The organism is Streptomyces sp. NPDC006207 (assembly GCF_040613835.1).
Classification (GTDB): Bacteria; Actinomycetota; Actinomycetes; order Streptomycetales; family Streptomycetaceae; genus Actinacidiphila.
Window position 1 is genome coordinate 40,462 of sequence record NZ_JBEXSX010000023.1, and the last position, 24,526, is coordinate 64,987.

A 24,526-nucleotide genomic window follows, 5' to 3' on the forward strand; every position below is an offset into this window, starting at 1 on the left:
GCCCGTGGCCTGCTGGTGAACTCCTTCTTCTCCGCGTCCGGCAGATCTGATCGACGGCCCATCCCTTGGTGGACGGGCCGCCTCCGCCGCTGAGGGAAGACCGCACCCGGCCCGTACCGTCACGCGAGGCGCGGCTACGGGGCAGCCTCCGCGCACACCGGGTCGTCGACCGCGCTCACGGTGTACGGGGGCTGTCCCGGCGGGTCGTCGTTCTGGCTGTTGACGACGTAGAGCCGGCAGCCGTGGCGGGCCAGGGTGGTGGGCAGGTCGAAAGGCTCGCCGGTGATGCGGTGCGTCACCGTGCCTGCGTGCAGACCCTGGTCAAGTTCGGCGATGTAGACGCCGTTCGGGGCGCCGTAATTGAGCACGGCGTAGAGCGTCCGCCCTCGTAGCAGCATCCCATCGGCCCCGAAGGACACGCCGCCCAGATCGAGCTGGACGACCTCACCGGTGGCGACGTCCACCCGCCACACCGCCTCGGTCCCGTTGGACGCCACCAGCAGTGTGCTGCCCGACCGGTCCGCGACGATGCCGTTGAGCAGCCAGTACCGCGCGGGGAACTGCGGGAAGGCGGAGCGGATGTCCAGCCACGGTTCCAGGGGCCCGAGCCTGCCATGGCGGAGGGCGGCCCGGTACACCACGGGGTTGGCCCAGTCCGTGACGTATACGGCGTCGTCGGTGATCACCAGGTCGTTCAGGTCCGGCGCGCCGAGCGGACCGCCCTGCGCGGTGCGCGTGGCGAGCAGTCGGCCCCGATGGTCGTGGACGGTCAGTTCGCCTCCCCCGACGGAGTACACCCGCCCCCGGCCGTCGGTGTGCACCCCCAGCGTGCTCGGGCGGTTCGCCAGGCCGTCAGCGCGGAATGACCGCAGGTGCGCGGCGCGTACGTCGCCCCGGTACAGCGCGCCGGTGCCGTCGGAGGACACGTACATCGTGCCGTCGCGGTCGATCGCGATCCCCTCCGGCAGCACCCCGCGAGCCTCGGAGACGACGTAGGTGCGCGGCAGTTCGTGCGCGGTGGCAGGGGCGGCGGGCAGGGCCGCGAGGCCGGCCAGCAAGGCCGCGGCGCCGAGCCGCGGAAGTCGGGTGGAGCCGGGCATCGTGGCTACCTCCGGGTGCGTGGTGGACGCCCCCGCGACGCGGGGACGTCCGAGAGCCTGCCCGGGGCAGTACGGCGGCCGCATCGCCTTTCACGTCTAGGCGAAAGGCTCCGACTGGCCGATAATCGGTCGGCGTGATCCGCTTACACTTCGACGCCGCCGACCTGTGCCGGATCACGCTCGCCCCGGCGCCCAACGCCCTGTGGGAGGCGGTCCTCAGCGTGCGCGGCGTGCGCACCGCGACCGCCGGAGCGGGCCGGGCGCACCCTGCCGCCGGGCGGTGGCGCCGCCAGGTGAACGGCAGCTTCGCCGACCGCGCCGGGGTCCTGCTCGACCTGGTGCCCCGAGACGGCCACGTGCCCGACTTCTTGCTCCAGCCCGCCGCGGGGGACCTCGCCACGGCCGTCGACCTGGCCGGGCGCACCCCCGCCGCCCGCATCGCCGAGGACCTGCGGCTCCCACGGGCCCCTGGCGGCCGGGGCGGCGCGCAGGAGCCGCCCAGCCGCTGGTCGCTCGAACTCGCGGCCGGATCGGCCGCCGCACGGCGCGTCCTCACGGCCGACCTGCGGAGCTACTTCGCCTCCTCGATCGCCCCGCTGTGGCCGCGGGTCCGCACCGACGGCGCGGGGGACCGCGCCCTGCGGGCCGAGATGCTGCTACGCGGCGGCGTCGACGCCCTGCTGACCACGCTCGGCCCCACCTGGCGCTGGCAACCGCCGGTGCTCCACCTGCCGTCCCGGAACACGTATGACATCCCGCTCTGCGGCCGGGGCCTGTTGCTCATGCCGTCCTGGTTCGCGACCGGCCCCATGATCAGGTACCAGCCCGGCGAACCGACCGTGCTGGCCTACCCGATGCACCTGCAGGAGCCCCCCACCGACCCGGGCGCCCCGCCCGGGGCCGCCCTCGGACAGCTGCTGGGGCGGACCCGGGCAGCCGTTCTCCAGGCCCTGCGCGATCCGGCGACGACCACCGCGCTCGCCGAGCGGCTCGGGGTCTCGCTCGCGACTGCCAGCCAGCACGCCGGCGTCCTGCGCGACGCAGGGCTGGTGCGCACGACCCGGATCGGCATCGCCGTCCTCCACAGCCTCACCCCGCTCGGCACGGCCCTGCTGTCGGGCGAGCCACCCGCGGCGGTCCGCTAGGTCGTGTCGTCCGCGAGCGTGTGCGCGGTCCGTCCGCGGTGGTCGAACCACCGCGGACGGACCGGCCGCACCCGTGGCGGGTGCGGTGAACGGCCGCACCTCAGCGCAGGCCGAAGGCCCGGATCACCGTCTGGCGCACCGAGTTGCCCGCCGAGTCCTTCGCGCTCGCCCGCAGCGACACGAAGGGCGCCCTGTTCGGGGCGTCCAGGCGGAGCCGCCCGTCGCTGCCGCAGGCGGCCTTGTGCCAGGTCCGGCCGTCGTCGTAGGACAGCTCCACGCCGACCGCGCCGAGCTTGCCGGCGAGGCTGGCGCCCGGCAGGTGGGCGGCGGTGACGGACAGGGTGTCGTGCCGCCCGGCGCGGCCTGCCGCGTCGGTGCCGATCCGGTAGTCGAGCTGCACCAGCGGCAGCACCACGGTGGCGGCATCGGTCGGCTGCGCCGACGTGAAGTCCCACTCGGTGCGCGTACGGGAGGAGTACGGGGTGTAGGTCACGTCCCGCTCACCGGTGACGACCAGCTTGTACGGCAGCTTGCCGCGGCTGGGGGCGTCTCCCCAGACGTTCGTGAAGTTCCCCTGGCCCAGCTGGGTGTTGCCCTGGTACAGCGTCTGCTGCTGGGTCACGGCCGGGTCCTGGTTCCACCCGACGTGGTTGCCGCTGCCCCAGGCCGGGATGTCGATGTACAGGAGGCTGCCGTTGCGGGTGGGCGGCAGGTTGTTGAAGAAGGCGTCGTTCAGGAAGGGGCGCTGGATCGGCTTGAACCACTCCTCGGACTGCCTGCTGCCGGCCCGGTAGGCGGTCTTCGCTCCCTCCTCGAACCCGATGGACTCGGCGAACGCCTCCTGGTGCCAGCGGACACCGTCGGTGGACACCCAGTCGGTCCGCTGGCCGTTCGCGGGCTCCGGCATGATGGGCCCGGAGGACCAGTCGACGCCGTCCAGCCACTCGAAGCGGAACTCGGCGCCGGGAACCTCCGGCTTCGGGCTCGCGAAGGTGACGTCGATCCGGGCGAGGTTCTTCGTGTCGCCCTTGACCGTCATCTTCGACGGGATCTCGTTCTGCCAGGCGTGCGCGAGGTCGTAGACGTACGGGCTCGCGGTCTCGGAGTCGACGGTGATCCTGGCCCCGCCGTCCTTGGCCTGCCGGATGAGCTTCTCGCCCTCCTCGGTGCCGAGCAGGCCGACGTCGAGTGCGACGGGCCGCTGACCGAGCGGTGCGTAGGAGCGCACCGGGCGGCCGTAGCCGTTCTCCACGACCAGCATGAGCTCGGCGCCCGCGGCGATCGCGTTGGCCGCCTGGTCGAGGTCGCTGACGTCGTCGCTGTGGCGGACCACCACGGCCTTGCCGCGCGCGTCGAGGTGGGCGTAGTCCTCGCTCGACCCCTGGCCGGCGAAGACCAGCGGCAGCTTGTAGGTGCCCCTGGCCAGCGGCGTGATGCCCTCCTGGCGCAGGATGCCGGTGAACTCGGTCGTGCGGGTGGAGACCGCCAGCGCCGGCTTCTCGGCGCGCCAACGGGCGGTCAGCTGGAAGTCCCCGTGGGTGACCTTGTGGGTGGTCGGCTGCGCCCAGATGCTGTCGTAGTAGACGCTCTCGGCCGACAGACCCGACCTCACGCCGTTCATGACGCGGTTGTAGCCCAGCTTCTGGAACGTCACGTCGCTGCGCTGCGGGGTGGTCATGTCGATGCGCTTGACCTTGGAGGCGTCGAACGTGACGGTGGTGTCCCGGTCCACCAGCACGTCGGGGTCGCCGAGCAGCGCCAGGCCCCTGGAATGGGGACCGTGGACGCCCTGGACCTCCTGGTAGGACAGGGCCGAGTACACGTCGTCGGGCACGAAGATCTCCACGGTGCCCGAGGGGCCGACACCCACCGGGACGGGGTCCTTGCTCCCTGCCTTGATCAGCATGACGTCGCCGGAGGTGGGATTGCCCTCGGAGTCCTTGAACGTCAGCGTCAGCTTGTGCATCGTCGCGAAGCCGAGGGAGACGGCGGTGTGCGCCACGGCCCTGCCGGCCGTGTCCGTCGCGAGCACCTGGCCCGAGTAGTGCTCCTTGGCGGTGCCCGCCGAGCCGTCGATCGTCACCGTGACCTGGGTGGAGCCGTGCGCGGGGACGACCACCTGGGAGGCCGACAGGCGGAACATCCCGGACGGGGCGTGCGCCGCGTCGACGGACAGCGAGAGCGCGACCGGCGCGTCGGTGACGTTGGTGTACGTCACCGGGCGCTGGAGGGCGCCGCCCTTGTACTGGGCCGCGAAGGCGGTCGCCGAGGCGAAGACCCCGGCCCGCGCCGCCGCGGCGACGTCCAGCCGGCCGCTGCCGGCCTCGAAGGCGTCGTACGTCGGGGTCTGCCGGGAACTGCTGGCCAGCAGGTCCTTCAACTGGCTCCCGGTGAGGTCCGGATGGGCCGCGGCCAGCAGGGCGGCGGCGCCCGCGACGTGCGGTGTGGCCATCGACGTGCCGCTCATGGACTGGTAGGAGCCCTGGTCGTTCCCGTCGAACTGGGAGTTGGCCGCCAGGATGTCGACGCCGGGGGCGGTGATCTCCGGCTTCAGCGCGCCGTCGATACGGGGGCCCCTGCTGGAGAACGACGCGAGCGAGTCGGTGGAGTCGACCGCGCCCACGGTCAGCGCCGAGGTGGCCGCCCCCGGTGCGACGATGGTGTTCGGATCCTCACCGAAGTTGCCTGCGGCGACCACGAACAGCGCGCCGGTCTGGGCGCTGAGCCGGTCGATGGCCTGGCTCATCGGGTCGGTTCCGTCGGACACCTGGCTGGTGCCGAGGCTCATGTTGATGATCTTGGCGCGCCGGTCGACGGCCGCCCACTCCATGCCGGCCAGGGCGTAGGAGATCTGTCCGCTGCCGTGGTTGTCCAGCACCTTGCCGATGCTCAGGCGGGCGCCCGGGGCGACGCCCTTCTCCTTGCCGCCGGAGGCCGCACCGGTTCCGGCGATGATGGACGCGACGTGGGTGCCGTGTCCGGCGTGGTCGTCGGTGTTCTCGTCCGGTACGAAGCTCTGGCGGGTCGCGATGCGGTCCGCCAGGTCCGGGTGGCCGGCGTCGACGCCGGTGTCGAGGACGGCGACGTCCACGCCCTGCCCGGTGTCACCGCCCTGCCAGACCTGCGGGGCGCCGATCTGCGTGGTGCTGTCGGCGAGGTCGGCGTGGATGGGGGCGTCGAGCCAGATGTGCGAGATGCCGCCGCCGAAGGACGGCTGGGCGTTCTGGGCCCGGGCGCCGTCGTTCGCCGCCGCCCCGGCCACGGACTTCCAGAAGTCGTCCGCGCGGGAGCGGTCCGCGGTCAGCGCGGCGCCCTGGATGCTGTCCAGGTTCCGCACCCGGGCCGCGCCCTCGGGGACGGCGGACGAGCGGCGTGCGGCGCCGGGCTGCGTGTAGGAGACGATCAGCGGCAGCCGGGCGCGGTGCGCGTCGTCGTATCCGTCCGCGATCAGGTCCGTGACGTTGAACAGCTGCCGGTCCAGCGTGCCCTGGGCCAGGAAGGGCAGGGCGGACTCGGGGTAGACGTAGAGGTCGTCGCCCGACGTCGTGATGCGGGTCCGCGCCGGCAGCCCGTCGGCACCGCGGACGGTGACGGTGCCCCCGGACTGTCCGCCGCCCCGGGCGGCCTGACCGGTGGTCACGACGTCGCCGGTGATCAGTGTGACGGTGTGGTCGCCCGCGGGCACATGGTCCGCGGCGGATGCGGATGCGGATGCGGATGCGGGTGATGGAGTGGGAGCGTCGGAAGGGGCGGCTGCCTGAGCCGTGATCGGGCTCGTGAGGGCGAGTACCGAAGCGCCGGCGATGACCGGCACGCTCCAGCGTCTGTGGTGTCGCTTCAAGGGTTTCCCTGGTTGGGGTCCGGGCAGGGGACGATCGCCCCCAGCCGTCCAGGGGCGTCACACCGCAGCGGGTTGGCGTCACCTGGGCGACGTGATCATATGCATGTATGAATTCACTGTGAAGAGTGGTGCCTCCACCTTGTGAAACTCGGGGCAACGATGCGTTCCGCGCGGTGGGTGCTCAGTGCATCCGTCTGCACCGTATTCGGGGGAAGTGGCCTCTGGGCAACGGCTGATGCAGGTGACAGCCGGGGTGAACGCGCGCCGTATCCCTCGCCTGCCGCGGGGGAGGGCGATGGCGGAAACAGTGGTGACAGTGTGCCCGATCGTGCTCGTGCCGGCGTGGGGGAGTGGAGATCCGCCACCGGGGTGTCCGTGCCGTTATTCCCTTGGAGATCCGGTCCAACAGCCTGCTACGTTGCAAGACTTTGCCCCGATCGGAAGGATTGCCATGGACGTCCCCTCCCTGCACGGCCGGTTCCTCGACGACGTGCTTCCGCGGATCCAACGGGACGACCGCGTCAGTGGTGTTGCCATCGCGGGGTCGATCGCCGGTGGACACCCCGACATCTACTCCGATGTCGACCTGATCGTGGTCATCGACGACGAGGCGTTCGACTCGGTCATGGCGGAGCGTCTCACGCTGATCGGTTGCTGGGCCGCCCTCGTGGCCGGATTCACCGGGGAGCACGTCGGCGAACCCCGCCTGATCATCACGCTCGTCGGGCCGCCCCTCCTCCACGTCGACTTCAAGTTCGTGCGGGGCTCCGACTTCGCCGACCGCACCGAGGACCCGGACATCCTGTGGGACCGCGACGGCCGCCTTGCCACCTCACTCGCGGAGCATCCGCCGGCCACCCCGTCGTTCGACCTCCAATGGATCGAGGACCGGTTCTGGACCTGGGTGCACTACGGCGCGACGAAACTCGGCCGCGGTGAACTGTTCGAGGTCATCGGCCTCCTCGGCTACCTGCGCGAGGCCGTACTGGGCCCCCTGGCGGCCCTCCGGGTGGGTGCAGCCCCCCGCGGTGTGCGCCACCTCGAATCCATCGCGCCGGACGAGGCGCGTGACCTCCGGGCGACCCTGTGCGGTGACGACCGGCACGACGCCGGCCGGGCCCTCCTCGCCGGCGTCACGCTCTACGCACGGTGGCTCGGGGAGGCCGGAGTGGCGATCGAACGTCACCCTCACGCCGAGAAGCTCGCCGTGCAGTACCTCCGCGACGTCATCGACCAGGCGAACTGACCGGGCCGTCTCCGCGACGACGGGTGTGGCGCTCGCGGCGCTCCGCCGACCGGTGCGTGCACATCCAGTCCCTCTTTTCATGTCAAGCCCCGAACTGGAGTGACGTGACGGAATCCGAACGGTAGGGCCGAATGGAATGCGAGGCGTTCCGGAAGGCAAAAGGGGTGACTTCCGTCATCGCCTCTGCCATCGACCCGATATCGCGGCACCGACTGTGGGTGAACGACCATGCACTGGAATGACGAGCCACGATCCGCGAGCTCCTCCTGTCCCGACGGGCAGGAGGAACGACCGTGACCTGCAACAGCTTTGAGCAGTCCACTGCGGCTTCGGCCGGCTCGCAGGGCGTGGCCGGCGCTTCGGGATCCAGGGCGGAGAATCGCGTCGAGACACTTCTTGCCGAAGTTCTCGCGGGTGTCCTGCGAACCGAGCAGGTACCGGCAGACGGTCATTTCTTCACCGACCTGGGTGCGGATTCTCTGCTGATGGCTCATTTCTGCGCCCGCGTACGCAAGCGCGACGACCTACCCACCGTCTCGATGAAGGACGTCTACCGGAATCCCACCATCCGCGGCCTCGCCGCCGCCCTGGAGCCGCGGGTGGAAAGGCCCGAAGAGCCTCCGGCCGGACCAGGCGCCGAGGTACCCGGTGCGGCGGCAGCACCCGCCGCGACGGGCACCGCGCGGTACGTGCTCTGCGGGGCGCTCCAGCTGCTCGTGTTCCTCGGCATGTCCTTCGTATCCGCCCTCGCGGTCACCCGCGGGTACGAGTGGATCCGGGACGGCTCGGGATTCGCCGGTGTGTACCTGCGGTCCGCGCTGTCCGCCGGCGCGGGGTTCGCCGGTCTCTGCGCCCTGCCCGTCGCCGCCAAGTGGATCCTGATGGGGCGCTTCAGGCCACGGCGCTTCCCGGTGTGGAGCCTCACCTACCTGCGGTTCTGGTGCGTGAAGGCCCTGATCCGCACCAGCCCCATGCGCCTGTTCGCCGGCACCCCGCTGTACGTGCTCTACCTGAGGGCGCTGGGAGCGCGTGTCGGACGCGACAGCGTGGTCCTCTCGCACCATGTGCCGGTGTGCACGGACCTGCTCACCGTCGGGCAGGGGACCGTCATCCGCAAGGACGCGCTCTTCTCCTGCTACCGCGCCCGTGCCGGAATGATCGAGACCGGTCCGGTGACGCTCGGCCGGAACGTGACGGTCGGCGAGCAGGCCGTCCTGGACATCGACACCTCGATGGGCGACGGTGCCCGGCTCGCCCACGCCTCCGCGCTCCACAGCGGCCAGGCCGTTCCCGCCGGCGCTTCCTGGCACGGTTCCCCCGCCCAGCCGAGCGGCACCGATTTCCGGGTCGTCCAGCCGCTCGCGTGCGGCACTTGGCGCAAGGCCCTCTACACAGCCGCACAATTGGTGCTGTTGCTCGGGGTGTACCTGCCGGTGGCGGTGGGCGGTCTCGCCCCGCTGTTCGCCGCCCTGCCGCAGCTGGACGTGGTGTCGGCCCCTGAGCACGCCTTCTCCAGTCCCGCGTTCCACATCGACGCACTGACCGCCTCGCTCGTGGCCTTCTTCGGCGGTCTCCTGGCTTCCCTGGTGGCGGTGAACGCCCTGCCTCGCCTGCTCCGCCGGACGATCGAACCGGGAAGGACCTACCCCCTGTACGGCTTCCACCACGGTGTCCAGCGGGCCCTCGCGCGGATGACCAACATCAGGTTCTTCGTGCTGCTCTTCGGTGACAGCTCCGCCATCGTCCACTACCTGCGCTGCCTCGGGTACGGCCTGCGCCGGGTCGAGCAGACGGGTTCGAACTTCGGCTCGCTGGTCAAGCACGACACGCCCTACCTGTGCGAGGTGGGCAACGGCACGATGGTCGCGGACGGCCTGTCCGTCATCAACGCCGACTTCTCCAGCACGTCCTTCCGCCTCTCCCCGGCGGCGATCGGCGCGGGCAGCTTCCTCGGCAACAACATCGTCTACCCCGCGCACGGGCGCGCCGGTGACAACTGCCTGCTCGCCACGAAGGTCATGGTCCCCATCGACGGCCCCACGCGGGAAGGCGTCGGCCTGCTCGGCTCGCCGAGCTTCGAGATCCCGCGCACCGTGCAACGTGACCAGCGGCTCGACCACCTCGCCACCGGTGAGGAGCGGCGGCGCCGCCTGGCAGGCAAGAACAGGCACAATGCCCTCACCGCGCTCCTGTACGTGCTGATGCAGTGGTTCCACTTCCACGTCGCCGCCCTGGTGGCGATGACCGCCGTCGACCTGTACCACGTCCACGGCGTGGCGCCGGTCGCCCTGGCCGGCCTGATCACCCTGATGTTCACCGTCGCCTACTACGCGCTGGTCGAGCGGGTCGTCACCCGCGTACGGCCGCTGAAGCCCCTGTACTGCTCGATCTACGAGCCGTCCTTCTGGCGCCACGAGCGCTTCTGGAAGCTGACCACCCACCGGTACATGCAGCTCTTCAACGGCACCCCGTTCAAGAACCTCGTCTGGCGGCTCCTCGGCGTCAGGATCGGCCGGAGGGTCTTCGACGACGGCTGCTCCCTGATCGAACGGGGCCTGGTCACCATCGGCGACCACTGCACCCTCAACACCGGCACGGTCATCCAGTGCCACTCCCAGGAGGACGGCGCCTTCAAGTCCGACCACGCCAGGCTGGGCGCCGGTGTGACCCTCGGGGTCGGGGCATTCGTCCACTACGGCACCACCGTGGGCGACGGGGCCGTGCTGGCCGCCGACTCCTTCCTCATGAAGGGCGAGGAAGTCCCCTCCCGTGAGGAGTGGGGCGGTAACCCCGCCCGGAAGGCCGCCGCCGTCCACCAGCTGCCGGGTGCCCGGCGCACCCCGCCGCCAGGCGGTCCTGAGGCGGGGCCGGGCAACCGGGACACGCTCGCCGCCGTCGCTGCTCAGCATGGCGAGGTCGCCCGCCCGCGGCAGACGCTCGGCACCCCCTGACCCCGGCGGCGGTGTGCGAGGACGGCGCCGGACCGCCCCCGCACACCCGTCGTGGCCCCGCTGACGCTCAGGTGATCAGCCGGGCCGGGGTGGTGGCCGCGTGCACGAGGACCTCCAGAGGCCCTCGCCGGAAGATCCGGGTCCAGGCCAAGGCCAGGACCATCGCGGCCGCGGCGAAGGAGAGCAGGACCGGTAGGGCGGCGGAGTCCGGCAGGTCGTCGACGCCCAGGGCCTTGATGGCGACGATGTGGCCGACGTACGCGGTCAGCGAGATCGAACCCACGGCGATCACGGGCGTGGCCGCCCACCGCACGCGTGCCGACCGTTCGACCACCGCCAGGCAGGTGGCCAGCACCAGGAGCGCGACCCCGGTGTTGCCGAGGATCGAGAACGTCGTCTGGCTGTGCGGCGCGGCCACCAGCAACCAGGACGGCGTGTCGACGACCTGGTCCCCGTACGCCTGGGACAGCGCGTCCGACCACCAGGCCGAGGCCGTGGGAGCGCCGTCCGTGGCCGCACTGATCGCGGCCCGCGCGCCCGGAGCCAGGTGCAGGGCCAGCCAGGAGCCGCCGTAGCCGAGCACGGCCAGTGCCGCCCCGCACACGGCGACCTTCGCGTGCACGCCGGGCCGCCGCAGGTCGAGCCGGGCCACGGCCATTCCGGCGATGAGGAAGGACACCCACGTCAGCACCGGGTAGTCGCCGGTGACCAGCAGCTCCAGGAATCCGTCCGAGCCGGTCAGCCGGGCCAGCGGATCGTGTGCGATCACCGTGTCGCTCCAGCCGCCGTTGTCGATGGCGACCCGCAGTACGTACAGGACCTGTGGCAGTACGAGCGCGGTGACCGCCGCGATCAGCGCCAGCGTGCGGGCCCGCAACCGGTACAGGGGCAGGACGAGGAGGAAGGCGAGCCCGTAGTAGGACAGGATCACGTCGATGGACGTGCCCAGGTCCGTCAGCAGGTACCCGAGGACGATCAGCAGGCCGGCCCGGATCAGCACGCGGCCGATGGCCTGCCGTCCCGCGCGGCCGGTACGCGGCTCCGGCCGGCCCGTGAGCAGGACCAGGGCGAACCCGGCCAGGAGGGCGAACAGCGCCGAGGACCGGCCCCGGGCCAGCTCCATCGCCCAGCCGAGCGGGCCGCCCACCGAGGGGTCCGGACCCACGTGCGCGGCGAACATCCCCAGGATGGCCAGACCTCGCGCGAGGTCGACGCCGATCAACCGCCCAGCCCCCGCGGGGCGGAACGGGGAGGGGGCCGCCGGGACCTTCTTGTCGAGCGGCGGCGAGTCCTCGGCCGCGACGAGTGCTGGGTGGGTCATGCGCCCCAGACTTGTGAGGTCACCGGTCGCACGCCATCCGGCGGGTGTCGGGATTTCCCCCGCCAAGTGGCTGGCCCGCGCCCCCGCCTTCCGCCGTTGTGACGTTCCCGGTGGACGAAGGCTCCCGGTGAACGCGGCCACCCCTGAGGGCTCCGACGCCGCCCCGATCCCGGGGGTCCGGGGGGGTGCGCCGCGTCGGGCAACCCTCCGGGAATGGCCGTTCCGTGCGGGAACCGTGAAGGGCGGGCTCCGGGGTGACGGGGAGGACCAACGGTCACCCTCCGGCCATGTACGCGCCAACCATCCGGCAACTGCACGCCGTCCTGCACAACTGCAATGCCCTGGCACCACCAACCGGGCCTCACGGCCGAACTCCGCACGCCAGGGATTGCGCACCCACATGCAGCCTTCCGCATCACCTTCTCCGTCCGGACACTCCGCCGAACTGCGTGACGCCGTACGCCGCTTGGACAGACGCCGCTTCCTGACCGTCACCGGGGCGGCGGCGACGCTGGCCTTCGCCGCGAACATCCCGCTCGGCGGCACCGCCGCGGCAGCCGAGGCGAGCGCCGTGCAGATCACCGAGAATCCCTTCACGCTGGGCGTGGCCTCGGGCGACCCGATGCCCGATTCGGTGCTGCTGTGGACCCGGCTCGCCCCCCGCCCCTACGAGACCGGCAGCGGCCTGCCCCAGAAGCGCTTCAAGGTCCGCTGGGAACTCGCCCACGACGAGCGCTTCACCCGCGTCACCAAGCGCGGCACCGTCGACGCGCACCCGGAGTACAACCACGCCGTGCACGTCGAGGTGGGCGGCCTGGACGCCGACCGCGTCCTCTACTACCGGTTCCGCGTGGGCCAGTGGGTCAGCCCGGTGGGCCGTACCCGCACCGCCCCGTCGAAGGGCGCCCGGCTCACCGAGCTGCGCCTCGCTGCGGTGTCCTGCCAGGCGTACCACGACGGCTACTTCACCGCCTACCGCCACCTGGCCGACGAGGACCTCGACGCGGTCTTCCACCTCGGCGACTACCTCTACGAGTACGCGGTCACCGCGACCGGGGGCGCCCGCGCCTACACCGACCGCGTCCTGCCCGGGATCTTCAACCGCGAGACCCTCACGCTGGACGACTACCGGCTCCGGTACGCCCTCTACAAGTCCGACCCCGACCTGATGGCGGCCCACGCGGCCCACGCCTTCGTCGTCACCTGGGACGACCACGAGACCGAGAACAACTACGCGGACGGCACCCCCGAGAACGACGTGCCCCCGGAGGAGTTCCTGCTGCGGCGGGCCTCCGCCTACCGCGCGTACTGGGAGAACCAGCCGCTGCGGCGCCGCCAGCTCCCGCACGGCCCCGACGCCCAGCTCTACCGGCGCCTGCAGTTCGGGCGGCTCGCCCAGTTCGACATCCTCGACACCCGCCAGTACCGCTCCGACCAGGCGTACGGCGACGGCTGGCAGGTCCCGGGACCGGAGTCGCAGGACCCGGCCCGCACGATGACCGGCACCACCCAGGAGCGCTGGCTCGTCGACGGCTGGCGCACCTCGAAGGCGACCTGGAACGTCGTCCCCCAGCAGGTCACCTTCGCCCAGCGCAAGGACCGCACGACACCGGACTTCAAGGTCTCCATGGACTCCTGGGACGGCTACCCCGCCTCCCGGCAGCGTCTCCTCGACGGCTGGGAGTCCGCCGGCCGGGACAACCTCGTCGTCCTCACCGGTGACGTCCACGTCCACTACGGCTTCGACATCAAGAAGGACTTCGACGACCCGGCCTCGAAGACCCTCGGCACCGAGATCGTCACCAGCTCGATGACCAGCGGCAAGGACGGCTCCGACAAGCCGTCCAACTGGGCCACCTACCTGCAGGCCAACCCGCACCTGAAGTTCTACAACGGCCGCCGCGGCTACGCCGTGGTCACCCTCGGCAAGGACGCGGCGCGCGCCGACTTCAAGACCGTGTCCGCGGTGACCACACCCGGCGCCCCCATCACCACGGCCGCCTCCTTCGTCACCGAGGCCGGCAACCCGGGCCTCACGCCTGCCTGACCCGCTGAAAGGGCCGCAGTACGCAGCGGGACCCCGGGGGCGTTCCCCGGGGCCCCGCGCCGTTCGGTCCGGCCACCAGCGTGCGGAGAAGTGACGGCGTGGCGCTGACGTGCGAAGATCCGGCGTCAGGATTCGACCGACCGGGCCGACCGAGCGTTCGCCGGTGGTCGACGGTCCCCCCGCGCGGACCCCAGGACCGGACGCCCGCCCCACCGCCGTGGGGCGGGCGTCGGTCGTTCTGCCGGGCTCGTGGCCTCTGCCTCGCGCGGAGCCCGGAGCGCGGGTTCCCCGTGCCGGGGTGCAGGCGGCCCGGGTGCCGGCACGGACTTCCGGCCCCGGGTCGGCCTGCATACGGTGAGACCGGACAGCCGGCCGCCCTGTGACGTCGGGCCGTGAATCCTCGGGACCTGGCCACCCGCTACGACAAGACCGCCACCATCTACCTTGCCGCGCCGAGCCGCTTGCGGTTCGCGGCCTGGTCGGCCGGCCGCGGGATCAGGGACGCATCCCACACCATCGGTGGTGACTGCGGGTCGCCCGAGACGAATACGCCTTGTCGGCCAGGATCATGTCCGGGGTGGTACTTGAACGGGATCACGTCGATCACCTGCCAGTGATCACGTCACCGCGCTCCCGCCTCGATGCCCGGTCCGGCGGCAGCGGCTCGATCTGCCCCAACTGGGCATCAGTCAACGACAGACATCCACCAACGATCAGACAATCCGAGGGAAACGCCTAGTCCGCTTGCAGGACGAAGAACAGGAAGCAGAGGAAGCGCGGTTGGGCCGCGATGGCCTCGGGGAACAGCTCACGGGCGGCGGGGTCGGGATCCGGCTCGCTGATGGCCGTGATCCGGAAGCCTGCCGCGGTGAACGCATCGGTCATCGCATGCAGCGGCCTGTGCCAAAGCCTCATCAGGGCGGTCCGGCCGCCCAAGGTCCACTCGTCGGTCCAGGCGGTGGTGTCGAAATAGCCGTGCTCGGCTGCGCGGCCGGCCTCGCGGTGCATGGTGGCGATGGCGAAGGGATGGTCGACGGACGCGATCAGCCGGCCGCCGGGCTTGAGTACGCGGCGCAGTTCGGCCAGCGCCGGCCCCCAGTCCTCCAGGTAGTGCAGCACCAGGGACGCGACGACATCGTTGAACGTGTCGTCGGCGTAGGGAAGGGGGCGGCCCAGGTCGGCCACCTGCAGGTCCGCCGCCTCGCCGAGCCGGCGCCGGGCCAGCTCCAGCATCCCGGAACTCGCATCGAAGCCGCTCACGAGGGCGCCACGGTCACGCAGCGCCGCGGACAGGGCCCCGGCGCCGCAGCCGGCGTCGAGGATCCGCCGGCCGGCCACCTCCCCGGCGAGGGCCAGCATCGCGGGACGCTCGTAGTAGGCATTGATCAGGTTGGTCTCGTTCTCACTCGTGTACGCCTCGGCGAAGCTGGTGTAGTCGTTGACCTTCGGCGGATCCACCGTCACGGCCGACGGCGAGGTGCGCCCGTGGTGGCTCGCGTGCCCTTGCTGCTCGTCAGAAGTCATGGTGCGAGGGACGTCGGTCCGCAACAGTTCGGTTCCTGGCCCTGTGATGTGCCGCGCCGGCGGCGTGATGCCGTGAACCAGTTGGTCGCGGCCATCGCGGAGGCCGTCTCCCGTTCCCCTGTGACGGTGAGGGCATCGAGGGTGGCGAACTGCTCCGTGTTCAGGGTCGGTTCGGCAGTCGCGGCGTTCTCGGCCTCCCGAGCGGCCCGCGCACGCTCCGTGATGTGACCCACCACTCTCGTCTCCTGATTGCCCGCGGAGGAAGTCGCACACTAGGTTGTGTGGATAGAACGTTCTATCTATTCACGTCCCTCGCCCGCACCACTGAAGGAGTAGCGATGTCCCACCGTCGTCCCGTTCGCCCCGTCCGTCTCGCCGTCGTCAGCGCGGTCGGCCTCGCCCTGGCCGCCGGACTGGCCACGACCGCCTCGGCCACCTCGGACCATCACGCCGAGCCGGCAGGCAAGCCGAAGCCCAAGCCGACCGTCGTCCTCGTCCACGGTGCCTGGGCGGACTCCGCCGGCTGGAGCGGCGTCGTCAAGCGCCTGCAGGCCGACGGCTACCCGGTCACCGCCCCCGCCACGCCGCTGCGCGGTCTGGGCAGCGACGCCGCCTACCTGGCGGACTACCTCAAGACGATCAACGGCCCGGTCGTCCTGGTGGGCCACTCCTACGGCGGCGCGGTCATCACCAATGCCGCCACCGGCAACCCCAACGTCAAGGCACTCGTCTACGTCGCCGCCTTCGCCCCCGACAAGGGTGAGAGCATCACGAACCTGGTGGGCAAGTTCCCCGGAAGCCACCTCAGCGACGACCCCGACGCCCCCCTGCCCACGGCGCTGAACGCGGTCCCCTTCACCCAGGCCGACGGCGGCACCGGCGTCGACCTCTACATCAAGCCCGACAAGTTCCGCGACGTCTTCCTCAGCAACCGCGTCAGCAAGAGCAAGGCCGCCGCGCTCGCCGCGACGCAGCGCCCCGTCACCGCGCAGGCCGTCAGCGAGCCCTCGGCCGTGACTCCGGCCTGGAGGACCATCCCCTCCTGGTACCTCGTCGCCCGCGGCGACCGGACGATACCCCCCGCCGCCGAGCGCTTCATGGCGTCGCGCGCGCACGCCCGCACCATCGAGGTAGACGGCCCGCACGCGGTCCACCTGACCGATCCCAAGGCCGTGACGCGTCTCGTCGAGAAGGCCGCGACCGCGCGCTGACCCACCCCCGCCCGCGGCCTCCTCCCGGCACTTACGGGAGGGGGCCGGGGGCCGTGCGCAGGAGCCGGACTCAGGCCGCGGCCATGAGCACGGCGACCCCGTGCTCCAGGACGGCGCCCGCGGCCCGGGCGTCGCCTAGGTAGCCGGCCACCATCGCACCGTCCCGCATGGCCATCATGGCGTCGGCCGAACGTGCGGGATCGGCTGCACCGAGCCGCTGGAAGGCGTCCTGCAGTACCTGGAGGAACCAGGCGCGGTGTCGCAGCACCGCCTGGTGGGCGGGGCTTTCGGGGTCCGGGTACTCAGCCGTGGCATTGATGAACGGACAGCCCCGGAACCCGGCGCCGCACACTTCCTCACCTATGCCGTGCGCCACGGCGGAGAGGAAGTCGGAAGGCGAACCGATGCCTGCCTGCGCCGCGGTGATCCGGTCCCGGATCTCCTGATCCGTCGCCTCGAGGTAGGCGCGCACCAGGTCGTCCTTGCCGGCGAAATGCCGGTAGAAGGTGCCCCGGGCGACGTCGGCCTCCGCCATGACGCGGTCCACCCCCACGGCCCGGATGCCCTCGCCGTAGAAGAGCCGGCTCGCCGTGCCCAGCAACCGTTCACGGGCCTCGGAGCGGCGGACCGGCGCGGATGCGTGCGTAACGTTCGACATGGCTACAGCATAGAACGGTCTTTCTACTTCCGGGGGTGGATCTCGTTGCTGTGGCGCCACTCGCGTGGGAGCATGCGCTGTTCATCGCCGGTACCGCGGGACTGCCGCTCCGTGCCGGTGCGTCGTCGGAACCAGGTGGGGAACGTGGGCAGAGGGGTGGCGCGGGCAGCCGCGGCGGTGTGCGTGCTGACCGTGGCCGTTGTCGGATGCGGGCGCGGGGGCGGGGACGGGGGCCTGGACGGTGCGGGGGCCTCGCACCCCGGGAGGCAGGCCGCGGCACCCGCGAAAGTCCTGGGTCACCGGGAACTGGAGCGGACCGCTCTCGGGTCGGGGGACGTCGACGGATTCAGCGTCGGCCCCGTGGTGGGCGACGTGGGGGCCGGTCAGCCGGTGGTGGGCCCGGTTGCCCCCGTCCCCGCGCGGTGCAAGCCGCTCAACGACATGACCGCGTTCGTCGGCAGGTACCAGCCCGTGTGGCAGGTCGCGAAGATCGTCAGTCGCACGTCCGATGAGGGCGACACGTCCTCCACGACGGTGGCGCTCAACTCCTACCGGCAGCAGGAATCGGTCAAGGTGATGACGGAACTGCGCGGTGCGGTGGACACCTGCACGAAGTTCGCGCCACCCGGGTCCTCGGTCACCGGCTGGACGTACTCGCAGATCCGCAAGCTGCCGGATCCTTCGCTGGGGGACGACGCGCTCGCGTACCGCATGACGCTCGACATGCCCGCGGACGACATGGGCCCCGCGCACTCCGTCGTCTTCACCTACGTGGTGGTCCGGAGCGGAACGACCGTCACGACGTTCGCCTCGAACCTCTTCGGCGTGAACGGCAAACCCACCGAGGTCCCCCGGCACGTCATCGACGCCCAGCTCAAGAAGCTGAGCCAGGCGTCGTCGGGCTGAGGGACCCGGTGGCGGCACCCGGGTGCGGTATCCGTCCGGGTCAGTTTCGGGCGGCGCTGAGCTGCTGTTGGGCCCAGGCCAGGTGCCATGTGTCCAGCGGCGTCCCGGAGTTCAGCTCCAGGCCGGGCACCGGCTCGAGACGTCCCCCGCGCAGTTCGGCGAGGAGGCGCTCGGCTTCGAGGGAGGGGTAGTCGAGGTAGCCGCGGTCGTCACCACCGAAGAAGGTGCCCCGCAGCGCCTCGCGCAGCTCCGCGTTGCGGGCCAGGCGCTCGGGCAGGTCGGGGTTGGCGATGAAGTCGCGCCCGAAGCCGACGGCGTCGACGGTGCCGTTCTCCACGGCGCGCAGGGCCTCCTCGCGTGCGTAGCCGCCGGTCGCGATCAGACGGCCCGGGTAGCGCTCGCGGGCCCAGGCACTGTCGATGGAGTCGGCCGGCCGGCGCTCGGCCGTGGAGTCGTCGTTGCCGACGATGCCCGGCTCCACCAGGTGCAGGTACGCCAGGTCGCGAGCGGCGAGCGCGTCCACGACGTAGCCGAACAGGGCCTCCGGGTCGGAGTCGGCCATGTCCTGGAAGACGCTGCTCGGGGATATACGGACGCCGATGCGGTCCGCCCCCACCGTCTCGATCAGGGCGTCGACCACCTCCAGCAGCAGGCGCGCGCGGTTCTCGACGCTCCCGCCGTAGCGGTCCGTGCGCCGGTTGGCGCTGTCCTGGAGGAACTGGTCGATCAGGTAGCCGTTGGCCGCGTGGACCTCCACGCCGTCGAAGCCGGCCGCCAGCGCGTTCGTGCCGGCCTGGGCGAACTGGGCGACGACGGCCTGGATCTCGTCGATCTCCAGCGGTCGCGGCGTCACGAAGGGCACGCGGCCCTCGTCGGTGAAGACCAGGCCGTCGATCGCGATGGGGGAGGGGCCGACCGGGGTCTTGCCGTCGGGCTGGAAGACGGGGTGCGAGGCGCGGCCGGTGTGCCACAGCTGCGTGACGATGGTGCTCCCCGCGGCGTGCACCGCGTCGGTGACGCGCTTCCACCCCTGGACCTGGGCGTCGCTCCACAGGCCCGGGATGCCGGGGCCGCCGACACCTTCGGCGGAGACGACGGTGCCCTCCGTGATGATCAGTCCGGCCGAGGCGCGCTGGGTGTAGTAGAGCGGCGCGGAGGGGCCGGGGCTGCCGTCCGGCAGGGAGCGGCTTCGCGTCATCGGCGGCATGACGAAGCGGTTGGACAGGGACAGGGCGCCGAGCCGGACGGGGGCGAACAGGGGGCTGTCGTGCATGGTTTCCTCTCCGGGAAATGGGGATGGGGCTGAAGAGCGGTGAAGGTGCAGGCCAGGCGGCTGTGGGCCTGGAGGTGTGACGCCGGGTACGTGGCGGTCGCCGACGCGGGCGTCGGATCTGCGTCCCGGCCGCCGAGCCGTGACTTACGCCGCCTGGTACCGGCGGGTTCTGACCTTCCCGCCCAGCGACGTGGCCGCGCGGAGTGCCCAGTACGGGTCGCGGCGCAACTCCTGGCCGAGGAGGACGGCGTCGGCCTGGCCGGAACGGACGATGGCCTGCGCCTGGGCCGGCCCGGTGAGGGGGCCGACGGCGGCGACGGGCATGCCGGTCTGGTTGCGGATGAGGTCGCCGCCGGTGGGGACGTCCATCAGGTCCACGCCCCGGGCCTGCAACTCCTTGGCGAGGCGCAGGGTGTCGTCGGTGATCTCCTCCGGCCAGTCGGGGTCGGACGTGCGGAAGAAGACCGGCAGGTCCTGCGGCCACACGGCGCGGACGGCGTCGACGACCTCCAGCGCGAAGCGGGTGCGGCCCGCGAACTCTCCGCCGTAGCCGTCGGTGCGGCGGTTGGTGTGCGGGGAGAGGAACTGGTTGATGAGGTAGCCGTGGACGCCGTGGATCTCGGCGACCTGGAAGCCGGCGTCCTGGGCGCGCCGGGCGGCGTCGGCGAAGTCCGCCACGATCCGGCCGATCTGCTCGGTGCTGAGCTGTTCCGGCGTGGTGGAGCCGGTGCCGAACGGGACGGCGGTGGGACCCGCGGGCGCCCAGCCGTACTGCCTGCCAGGGGAGCCGGGGAACCTGCGGTCGACCCAGGTCCCCTCGGTGGCGTCCCGGTGCCCGGCGGCGAGCTGGATGCCGGGCACGGTGCCCTGGGACTTGAGGAATGTGGCGATCCGGTGGAAGGCCTCGACCTGGGTGTCGTTCCAGATGCCGAGGTCGTACGGGCCGGTCCGGCCCTCGGGGCTGACCGCGGTGGGTTCGGTGAGGATGAGCCCGGTGCCGCCGGTGGCGCGCGCCGCCAGGTGGGCGAAGTGCCCGTCGTTCGGCACGCCCGCCTGCTCGCCGTCCGGTGGGGCGGTGGACTGGCACGTGGCGGCCATCCAGATCCGGTTCGGAACGGTCAGTGACCGCAGGGTCATGGGCTCGAACAAGGTGGTGCTCACGAAACTGCCTCCTGCTGGATGGGGGAGTGGGTACCGGGCGAACACCGGACGTCATCGCGCCCGGTGAGGCGTCCAGCGGTGCGGCTTGCTGGCTTGCGCCGGTCGTGTCGGTCCTCTCAACCGTCACATTCCACGGTACGGTATGGATGGTTATGTCCGGAATGTCGGGATCGAGATGGTCCGAATCGGGAGACAGCGATGCCGACCGTGCTGCCGATCAGTGCCTACGTCGTGCTCGGCCTGCTGAGCAGGCAGGACGGCGCGACCCCCTACCAACTCGACCAGAGGATCCGCCTGAGCATCGGGTACTTCTGGGTCTTCCCCCGCTCTCAGCTGTACGCGGAGGCCGGACGGCTGGTGCGGCGCGGACTGGTCGTCGAGCACCAGGAAGAGGGCGGCCGCCATCGCCGCACCCTGTCACTCACCGACGAGGGGCGACGCGAGCTGTGCCGGTGGCTCGCCGCCCCGACGCGGGCGATCACCGAGATCCACGACGAGGGGCTGCTGCGGCTGTACTTCCAGCCGCAGGCCTGTGACGCGGGCGGTCCCGGCGACGCGGACACGGTGGACGCGATCAGCCGGCTCGCCGCGGAGCAGATCCAGGCCCACGAGGGCCAACTCGCGGAGTACCGGCAGCTCGTCACCTCCGGACTGCTGCGCGCGGGCTCGCCCCAGCGGGCGACGGTGGAGGTGGGGTTGCGGTTCGAGCGCATGATGATCGGCTTCTGGCACGAGATCGCCGACTCGCCGGCGGACCTCATCGGCGAGGGCGCCGAGGAGGCGTGAACGACGGCGGCCGTCGCGTGTCGCATCCGTCCGCGCCGACCGGCGCGAGGGGACCCGGTGGACGTGCCCACCGCGGCGCGACAGGGCGGGAAGCCGGAACCGGCATCCCCGTCACACTGTCGGCGCTCGCGGCGCTGGTCCTCTGGATCCAGGCGCGTTTCTCCTACGTCCGCTGGCGCAGGCCGCTGCGGCTGCGGATCGGGGCCGACGGCATCGGCATGCGCGAAGTGTCCGGCGAGGAGGGGTACTTCCGGTGGCCGCAGATGGCCACCGTCACGATCGGGCGGCGGCCGTACGGCCCCGACCTCCGGCAGTGCCTCACCGTGTGGCCGCTGCCGGGCACGCACGCGGGCGACCACCCCAGCCACCTCTCCGACGGCCACCGGGCCTACGTCCTGGACCGCTGGACCGCCTGACCGGAGGCGCGGAGGCGGTCGTCCCGGTGCTGTGCGCGTACGCGGGGGAGCGGTATGCCGAAACGGCGTGACGCGGGCGGAAGAGGCGAGCTCGGGGCGACCGGCCACGCACCTGACCGGCAGCAGGTCGTGCATCCCGTTCCAACGCGGTCCGAGGGGTCCCGGCCGCTCCGGCGAACGCGGTCGACCGCCGCTGCTCCTGGGGAGCGGTGTGCCTGTACGAGCACTCCGGCTTCCCGAGCCCCCGGTCGGGCGCAGCCCGACCGGGGGCCTCGTCGTGCCCGTGCCGGTGCCTGGCCGGACTACGCCTGGCTGCCGCCCGCAGGCGTACGAAGCCGGATGCCGTCGCAGCGATGAGTTCCCAGGCGCCCACCGGTCTACCTCCCGACCGAGACGACCAACGCATCGGAAGTCAGACATGGGCCTGATCCACATCGAAATGTTCGCGACCCTCGACCTCGTCGGGCAGGCGCCCGGCGGCCCCGACGAGGACCCGGAGGGGTTCCCGTTCGGCGGCTGGCAGGCGCCCCTGCTGGACGAGGTCTCCGGGGCGCAGGTCGGTGCCGCGTACGAGGGCACGGACGCCCTGCTTCTCGGCCGGCGGACGTACGACATCTTCGCCGCCTACTGGCCGCACCAGAAGGGCGGCGAGGACGGCGAGATCGCCACGCTCTTCAACAGCGTCCCGAAGTACGTGGCCTCCCGCGGCAGGCCCGACCTCTCGTGGGCGGGGTCCACTCAGCTCGGCCCGGACCTGGCCGGCGCGGTGCGCGAGATCCGCGACCGGCACGAGCACGTGAAGGTCGTCGGGAGCCTGAACCTGGTCCAGACCCTCCTGCGTGAGAAGCTCTTCGACCGTCTCGACCTCTGGATGCACCCGATCGTGCTCGGCGTCGGGAAGAAGGTGTTCGACGGCGGCGCGGTCCCCACGAACGTCACGCTCCTCGAACCGCCCGCCGCCAGCCCGACGGGCACCGTGTACCTGCGCTACGGGCTCGCCGACGGCACGCCCGGCACGGGGGACATGAGCGCACCCGATCGCGGCGTCGGGCGCGGCGACTGACGCCGGCGGTGCATGCGCCGGGTCGGCATTCCGTCACGGCGTCCGCGGTTCGAACCGCCGACGCAGCGACGAAGTGCCTCCCCGGCAAGCGGTGCGGATCCCCGTCCGGCTCCTTCGCCGCCGCGCAGGACGGAATCGTCTTCGACCTCTTGATGCCGCAACAGCACCGCCGTCACATCCGACTCGTCGCGTCATGGCGTCCCACGGCCGAGGGCGGGTCGTGGGGCATCAGTGGTCGTCCCAGTCCTCCACGAAGAACCGGGCTTCGCTGACCACGGTGTCCTCGGCTCTGGCGGCCCGCACGTACATATGGGCCCCGTCCGGTCCCAGGTCGCCGCCGCAGCCGATGAGCAGGTCGATCCGCTGCTTCTCGATGTACCGGGTCAGGTCCGTGTCGACTGCGGACAGCGTCCTGCCGATCAACTCCATTCCGGCGAAGGTGACCTGGGGACCGGTCCGTCCGTGCACGGTCACGGCCGCCAAGGTGGGGAACCCCTCTAGGTGCCAGTAGTGGGCGGTCACCCCGGCGTCGTGAAACCGGTCCTCATCCAGGTACCAATGCCCGGCCTTCCTGTGGACCGGCCACGGATAGTGGCCCTGCCGTTCGGCCGGTACCTCGCCGCCCAAGGCGGCCACGACCTGCTGCGGGAGCATCCCGAACCGGAGCGGACCGACGCTCTCCAGCGGAGTGAAGCCCCAGTGCGGTCTGTCCTGCCCGGCCCTCACCGGCCATGCCCCCGGGTTCGTCTCCCGTGCGCGGACGTCACACCATTGGATGACCGGATCGGTCCCGTACGGGTCCTCGGCCAGCTCCGGGCCGACGAGCAGGGCGTCGGTGATCACCGCGTCCCTCCGCACCGCGTACCCCTGCGGATCCTGCCCCCACTCCAGTGCGGTACCCAGGGACACGCCCCACGCGGCGACCTCGGGATCACCGCTCCAGTTCACCCGGGCATCCACCCCCTCGCCACGGGCGAGAGCGTGGATGCCCGCGCGCACCTCGGACGGGGCTCGGGCGATCAGTTCCACGTCCCGCAGCCGTACCTGCGGACCCTCGTACGCCTGGATCGCGACGGCGGCCAGCCGCGTCCCCGGCCCGTAGATCGCGGTCACTCCGAGGCCCCCGTACCGCTGCCAGGACAAGGTGCATTCCCTGCTTTGTGACACGTGGACGTCCGCCCCGTCCAGCGCTGCCTTGACCTGGTCGGGACTCATCCCGAACCGCAGCGGACCCACACCCACCAGCGGATCAAGCTCCCACTGCGCACGCTCTTCAGGCTTCTTGTTCCGCCAGAACATCCCAACCCCCACGAGGATCCGAACAGCCCGGCGCTCGGCCGGTGATCATGTCCGGCACCCTAGGTGTGCGCACTGACACGGAGGCCCTGGAGACATCGTCGGCGGCGGTTCGCGGCATGTCGCCGCCGGTCACCCCGCGACCGCGCCCGGAACCTCGTCGGAGGCCGCGGGCGTCGCGGCTCCGGCGTCCTCCCAGGCGCGCAGGTACGCCTTGATCGCGTGCCGGTTGCGCTGCAGCACCTCGATGCGTCGCTCGATGCTGCTGAGCTGACGTCGCAGTCCGTCCAGGTCCTTCGCCGCCGGGCAGGACCGGACCTCCGTCCCCTCCTTCGCGGCATCGAGGCAGGGCAGGACCTCGCGGATCATCTCCGTCGTCAGGCCGGCTTCGAGGAGTTCGCGGATCTGCAGGACGCGGTCGACGGCGGGCTCGCCGTAGCTGCGGTACCCGTTGGCGCTCCGGAAGGGGTGGAGGATGCCGACCTCCTCGTAGTAGCGGAGCAGCCGCGGCGCGACACCCGTCTTCTCGGCCAGGTCCCCGATTTTCACATCGCCCTCCTTGGCTGGGCATCCGGTGCGCC

19 protein-coding genes are annotated in these 24,526 nt (G+C 71.6%); 9 read left to right on the plus strand and 10 right to left on the minus strand.

Features of this window, described 5'->3' with window-relative positions; all coding sequences use genetic code 11:
* Nucleotides 1-134: 134 nt before the first annotated feature.
* Entirely contained in the window at nucleotides 135-1,100 is a 966-nt protein-coding gene (locus tag ABZ312_RS20030; RefSeq protein ID WP_500326075.1) for an SMP-30/gluconolactonase/LRE family protein, read from the minus strand.
* A 134-nt stretch (nucleotides 1,101-1,234) separates the two neighbouring features.
* Between ABZ312_RS20030 and ABZ312_RS20035 the strand changes: the two genes are divergently transcribed.
* Nucleotides 1,235-2,245 (plus strand): winged helix-turn-helix domain-containing protein, encoded by a 1,011-nt coding sequence (locus ABZ312_RS20035; protein ID WP_500357346.1) that lies wholly within the window; start codon nucleotides 1,235-1,237, stop codon nucleotides 2,243-2,245.
* A 100-nt stretch (nucleotides 2,246-2,345) separates the two neighbouring features.
* Here ABZ312_RS20035 and ABZ312_RS20040 read toward each other — a convergent pair whose 3' ends face one another.
* A complete protein-coding gene (locus ABZ312_RS20040) occupies nucleotides 2,346-5,885 on the minus strand; it encodes a S8 family serine peptidase (protein ID WP_500326071.1) in 3,540 nt (1,179 codons plus the stop codon).
* A gap of 652 nt (nucleotides 5,886-6,537) precedes the next feature.
* Between ABZ312_RS20040 and ABZ312_RS20045 the strand changes: the two genes are divergently transcribed.
* Together ABZ312_RS20045 and ABZ312_RS20050 are read left to right on the plus strand one after the other, a co-directional pair.
* The gene (locus tag ABZ312_RS20045) at nucleotides 6,538-7,332 is read left to right on the plus strand and encodes a nucleotidyltransferase domain-containing protein (protein WP_500326069.1); all 795 of its coding nucleotides are present in this window, start codon (nucleotides 6,538-6,540) and stop codon (nucleotides 7,330-7,332) included.
* Nucleotides 7,333-7,679: 347 nt separating this feature from the next.
* On the plus strand, nucleotides 7,680-10,283 hold the full coding sequence (locus ABZ312_RS20050) for a Pls/PosA family non-ribosomal peptide synthetase (RefSeq protein ID WP_500438408.1): 2,604 nt from the start codon (nucleotides 7,680-7,682) through the stop codon (nucleotides 10,281-10,283).
* 67 nt (nucleotides 10,284-10,350) lie between these two features.
* On the opposite strand, the gene ABZ312_RS20055 is transcribed toward ABZ312_RS20050, so the two are convergent.
* Complete coding sequence (locus tag ABZ312_RS20055) at nucleotides 10,351-11,604, minus strand: DUF418 domain-containing protein (protein ID WP_500326065.1); 1,254 nt, start codon at nucleotides 11,602-11,604, stop codon at nucleotides 10,351-10,353.
* Between the two features lie 400 nt (nucleotides 11,605-12,004).
* On the opposite strand from ABZ312_RS20055, the gene ABZ312_RS20060 reads away from it, so the two are divergent.
* Complete coding sequence (locus ABZ312_RS20060; protein ID WP_500438363.1) at nucleotides 12,005-13,651, plus strand: alkaline phosphatase D family protein; 1,647 nt, start codon at nucleotides 12,005-12,007, stop codon at nucleotides 13,649-13,651.
* A 439-nt stretch (nucleotides 13,652-14,090) separates the two neighbouring features.
* Here the strand turns inward: ABZ312_RS20060 and ABZ312_RS20065 are convergent, their stop codons facing one another.
* Both ABZ312_RS20065 and ABZ312_RS20070 read right to left on the minus strand, forming a co-directional pair.
* Nucleotides 14,091-14,258, minus strand: a complete 168-nt coding sequence (locus ABZ312_RS20065) for a hypothetical protein (RefSeq protein ID WP_500438365.1) — start codon at nucleotides 14,256-14,258, stop codon at nucleotides 14,091-14,093.
* A gap of 128 nt (nucleotides 14,259-14,386) precedes the next feature.
* Entirely contained in the window at nucleotides 14,387-15,175 is a 789-nt protein-coding gene (locus tag ABZ312_RS20070) for a class I SAM-dependent methyltransferase (protein WP_500438368.1), read from the minus strand.
* 338 nt (nucleotides 15,176-15,513) lie between these two features.
* On the opposite strand from ABZ312_RS20070, the gene ABZ312_RS20075 reads away from it, so the two are divergent.
* Nucleotides 15,514-16,386, plus strand: a complete 873-nt coding sequence (locus tag ABZ312_RS20075; protein ID WP_500326057.1) for an alpha/beta fold hydrolase — start codon at nucleotides 15,514-15,516, stop codon at nucleotides 16,384-16,386.
* A 70-nt stretch (nucleotides 16,387-16,456) separates the two neighbouring features.
* Here the strand turns inward: ABZ312_RS20075 and ABZ312_RS20080 are convergent, their stop codons facing one another.
* A complete protein-coding gene (locus ABZ312_RS20080; RefSeq protein ID WP_500357339.1) occupies nucleotides 16,457-17,044 on the minus strand; it encodes a TetR/AcrR family transcriptional regulator in 588 nt (195 codons plus the stop codon).
* Nucleotides 17,045-17,188: 144 nt separating this feature from the next.
* Here ABZ312_RS20080 and ABZ312_RS20085 point away from each other — a divergent pair, with 144 nt between their 5' ends.
* On the plus strand, nucleotides 17,189-17,950 hold the full coding sequence (locus ABZ312_RS20085) for a hypothetical protein (protein WP_500438370.1): 762 nt from the start codon (nucleotides 17,189-17,191) through the stop codon (nucleotides 17,948-17,950).
* A 40-nt stretch (nucleotides 17,951-17,990) separates the two neighbouring features.
* Here ABZ312_RS20085 and ABZ312_RS20090 read toward each other — a convergent pair whose 3' ends face one another.
* Both ABZ312_RS20090 and ABZ312_RS20095 read right to left on the minus strand, forming a co-directional pair.
* Nucleotides 17,991-19,223, minus strand: coding sequence for an alkene reductase (locus ABZ312_RS20090; RefSeq protein WP_500326052.1), 1,233 nt, complete (start codon nucleotides 19,221-19,223; stop codon nucleotides 17,991-17,993).
* A 144-nt stretch (nucleotides 19,224-19,367) separates the two neighbouring features.
* Complete coding sequence (locus ABZ312_RS20095; protein WP_500438410.1) at nucleotides 19,368-20,360, minus strand: oxidoreductase; 993 nt, start codon at nucleotides 20,358-20,360, stop codon at nucleotides 19,368-19,370.
* Between the two features lie 222 nt (nucleotides 20,361-20,582).
* On the opposite strand from ABZ312_RS20095, the gene ABZ312_RS20100 reads away from it, so the two are divergent.
* From ABZ312_RS20100 to ABZ312_RS20110, 3 genes are all read left to right on the plus strand, one after another.
* The gene (locus tag ABZ312_RS20100; RefSeq protein WP_500438372.1) at nucleotides 20,583-21,170 is read left to right on the plus strand and encodes a helix-turn-helix transcriptional regulator; all 588 of its coding nucleotides are present in this window, start codon (nucleotides 20,583-20,585) and stop codon (nucleotides 21,168-21,170) included.
* Nucleotides 21,167-21,586: a hypothetical protein gene (locus tag ABZ312_RS20105; RefSeq protein ID WP_500438374.1), complete on the plus strand. Its 420-nt coding sequence runs from the start codon at nucleotides 21,167-21,169 to the stop codon at nucleotides 21,584-21,586. The genes ABZ312_RS20100 and ABZ312_RS20105 overlap by 4 nt, the downstream gene beginning before the upstream one ends.
* Nucleotides 21,587-22,004: 418 nt before the next feature.
* The gene (locus tag ABZ312_RS20110) at nucleotides 22,005-22,649 is read left to right on the plus strand and encodes a dihydrofolate reductase family protein (RefSeq protein WP_500326047.1); all 645 of its coding nucleotides are present in this window, start codon (nucleotides 22,005-22,007) and stop codon (nucleotides 22,647-22,649) included.
* A 228-nt stretch (nucleotides 22,650-22,877) separates the two neighbouring features.
* Here the strand turns inward: ABZ312_RS20110 and ABZ312_RS20115 are convergent, their stop codons facing one another.
* Entirely contained in the window at nucleotides 22,878-23,864 is a 987-nt protein-coding gene (locus ABZ312_RS20115; RefSeq protein WP_500438376.1) for a hypothetical protein, read from the minus strand.
* Nucleotides 23,865-24,077: 213 nt separating this feature from the next.
* Entirely contained in the window at nucleotides 24,078-24,494 is a 417-nt protein-coding gene (locus tag ABZ312_RS20120; RefSeq protein ID WP_500326043.1) for a MerR family transcriptional regulator, read from the minus strand.
* Nucleotides 24,495-24,526: the final 32 nt, after the last annotated feature.

What these genes read in the sequence shown, in the direction of transcription:
- ABZ312_RS20060 (WP_500438363.1), top strand. Translation starts at nt 12,005, where the DNA reads ATGCAGCCTTCCGCATCACCTTCTCCGTCCGGACACTCCGCCGAACTG.
- ABZ312_RS20115 (WP_500438376.1), bottom strand. Translation starts at nt 23,864, where the DNA reads ATGAGTCCCGACCAGGTCAAGGCAGCGCTGGACGGGGCGGACGTCCAC.
- ABZ312_RS20110 (WP_500326047.1), top strand. Translation starts at nt 22,005, where the DNA reads ATGGGCCTGATCCACATCGAAATGTTCGCGACCCTCGACCTCGTCGGG.
- ABZ312_RS20100 (WP_500438372.1), top strand. Translation starts at nt 20,583, where the DNA reads ATGCCGACCGTGCTGCCGATCAGTGCCTACGTCGTGCTCGGCCTGCTG.
- ABZ312_RS20055 (WP_500326065.1), bottom strand. Translation starts at nt 11,604, where the DNA reads ATGACCCACCCAGCACTCGTCGCGGCCGAGGACTCGCCGCCGCTCGAC.
- ABZ312_RS20095 (WP_500438410.1), bottom strand. Translation starts at nt 20,360, where the DNA reads ATGACCCTGCGGTCACTGACCGTTCCGAACCGGATCTGGATGGCCGCC.
- ABZ312_RS20075 (WP_500326057.1), top strand. Translation starts at nt 15,514, where the DNA reads ATGTCCCACCGTCGTCCCGTTCGCCCCGTCCGTCTCGCCGTCGTCAGC.
- ABZ312_RS20080 (WP_500357339.1), bottom strand. Translation starts at nt 17,044, where the DNA reads ATGTCGAACGTTACGCACGCATCCGCGCCGGTCCGCCGCTCCGAGGCC.
- ABZ312_RS20045 (WP_500326069.1), top strand. Translation starts at nt 6,538, where the DNA reads ATGGACGTCCCCTCCCTGCACGGCCGGTTCCTCGACGACGTGCTTCCG.
- ABZ312_RS20090 (WP_500326052.1), bottom strand. Translation starts at nt 19,223, where the DNA reads ATGCACGACAGCCCCCTGTTCGCCCCCGTCCGGCTCGGCGCCCTGTCC.
- ABZ312_RS20030 (WP_500326075.1), bottom strand. Translation starts at nt 1,100, where the DNA reads ATGCCCGGCTCCACCCGACTTCCGCGGCTCGGCGCCGCGGCCTTGCTG.
- ABZ312_RS20070 (WP_500438368.1), bottom strand. Translation starts at nt 15,175, where the DNA reads ATGACTTCTGACGAGCAGCAAGGGCACGCGAGCCACCACGGGCGCACC.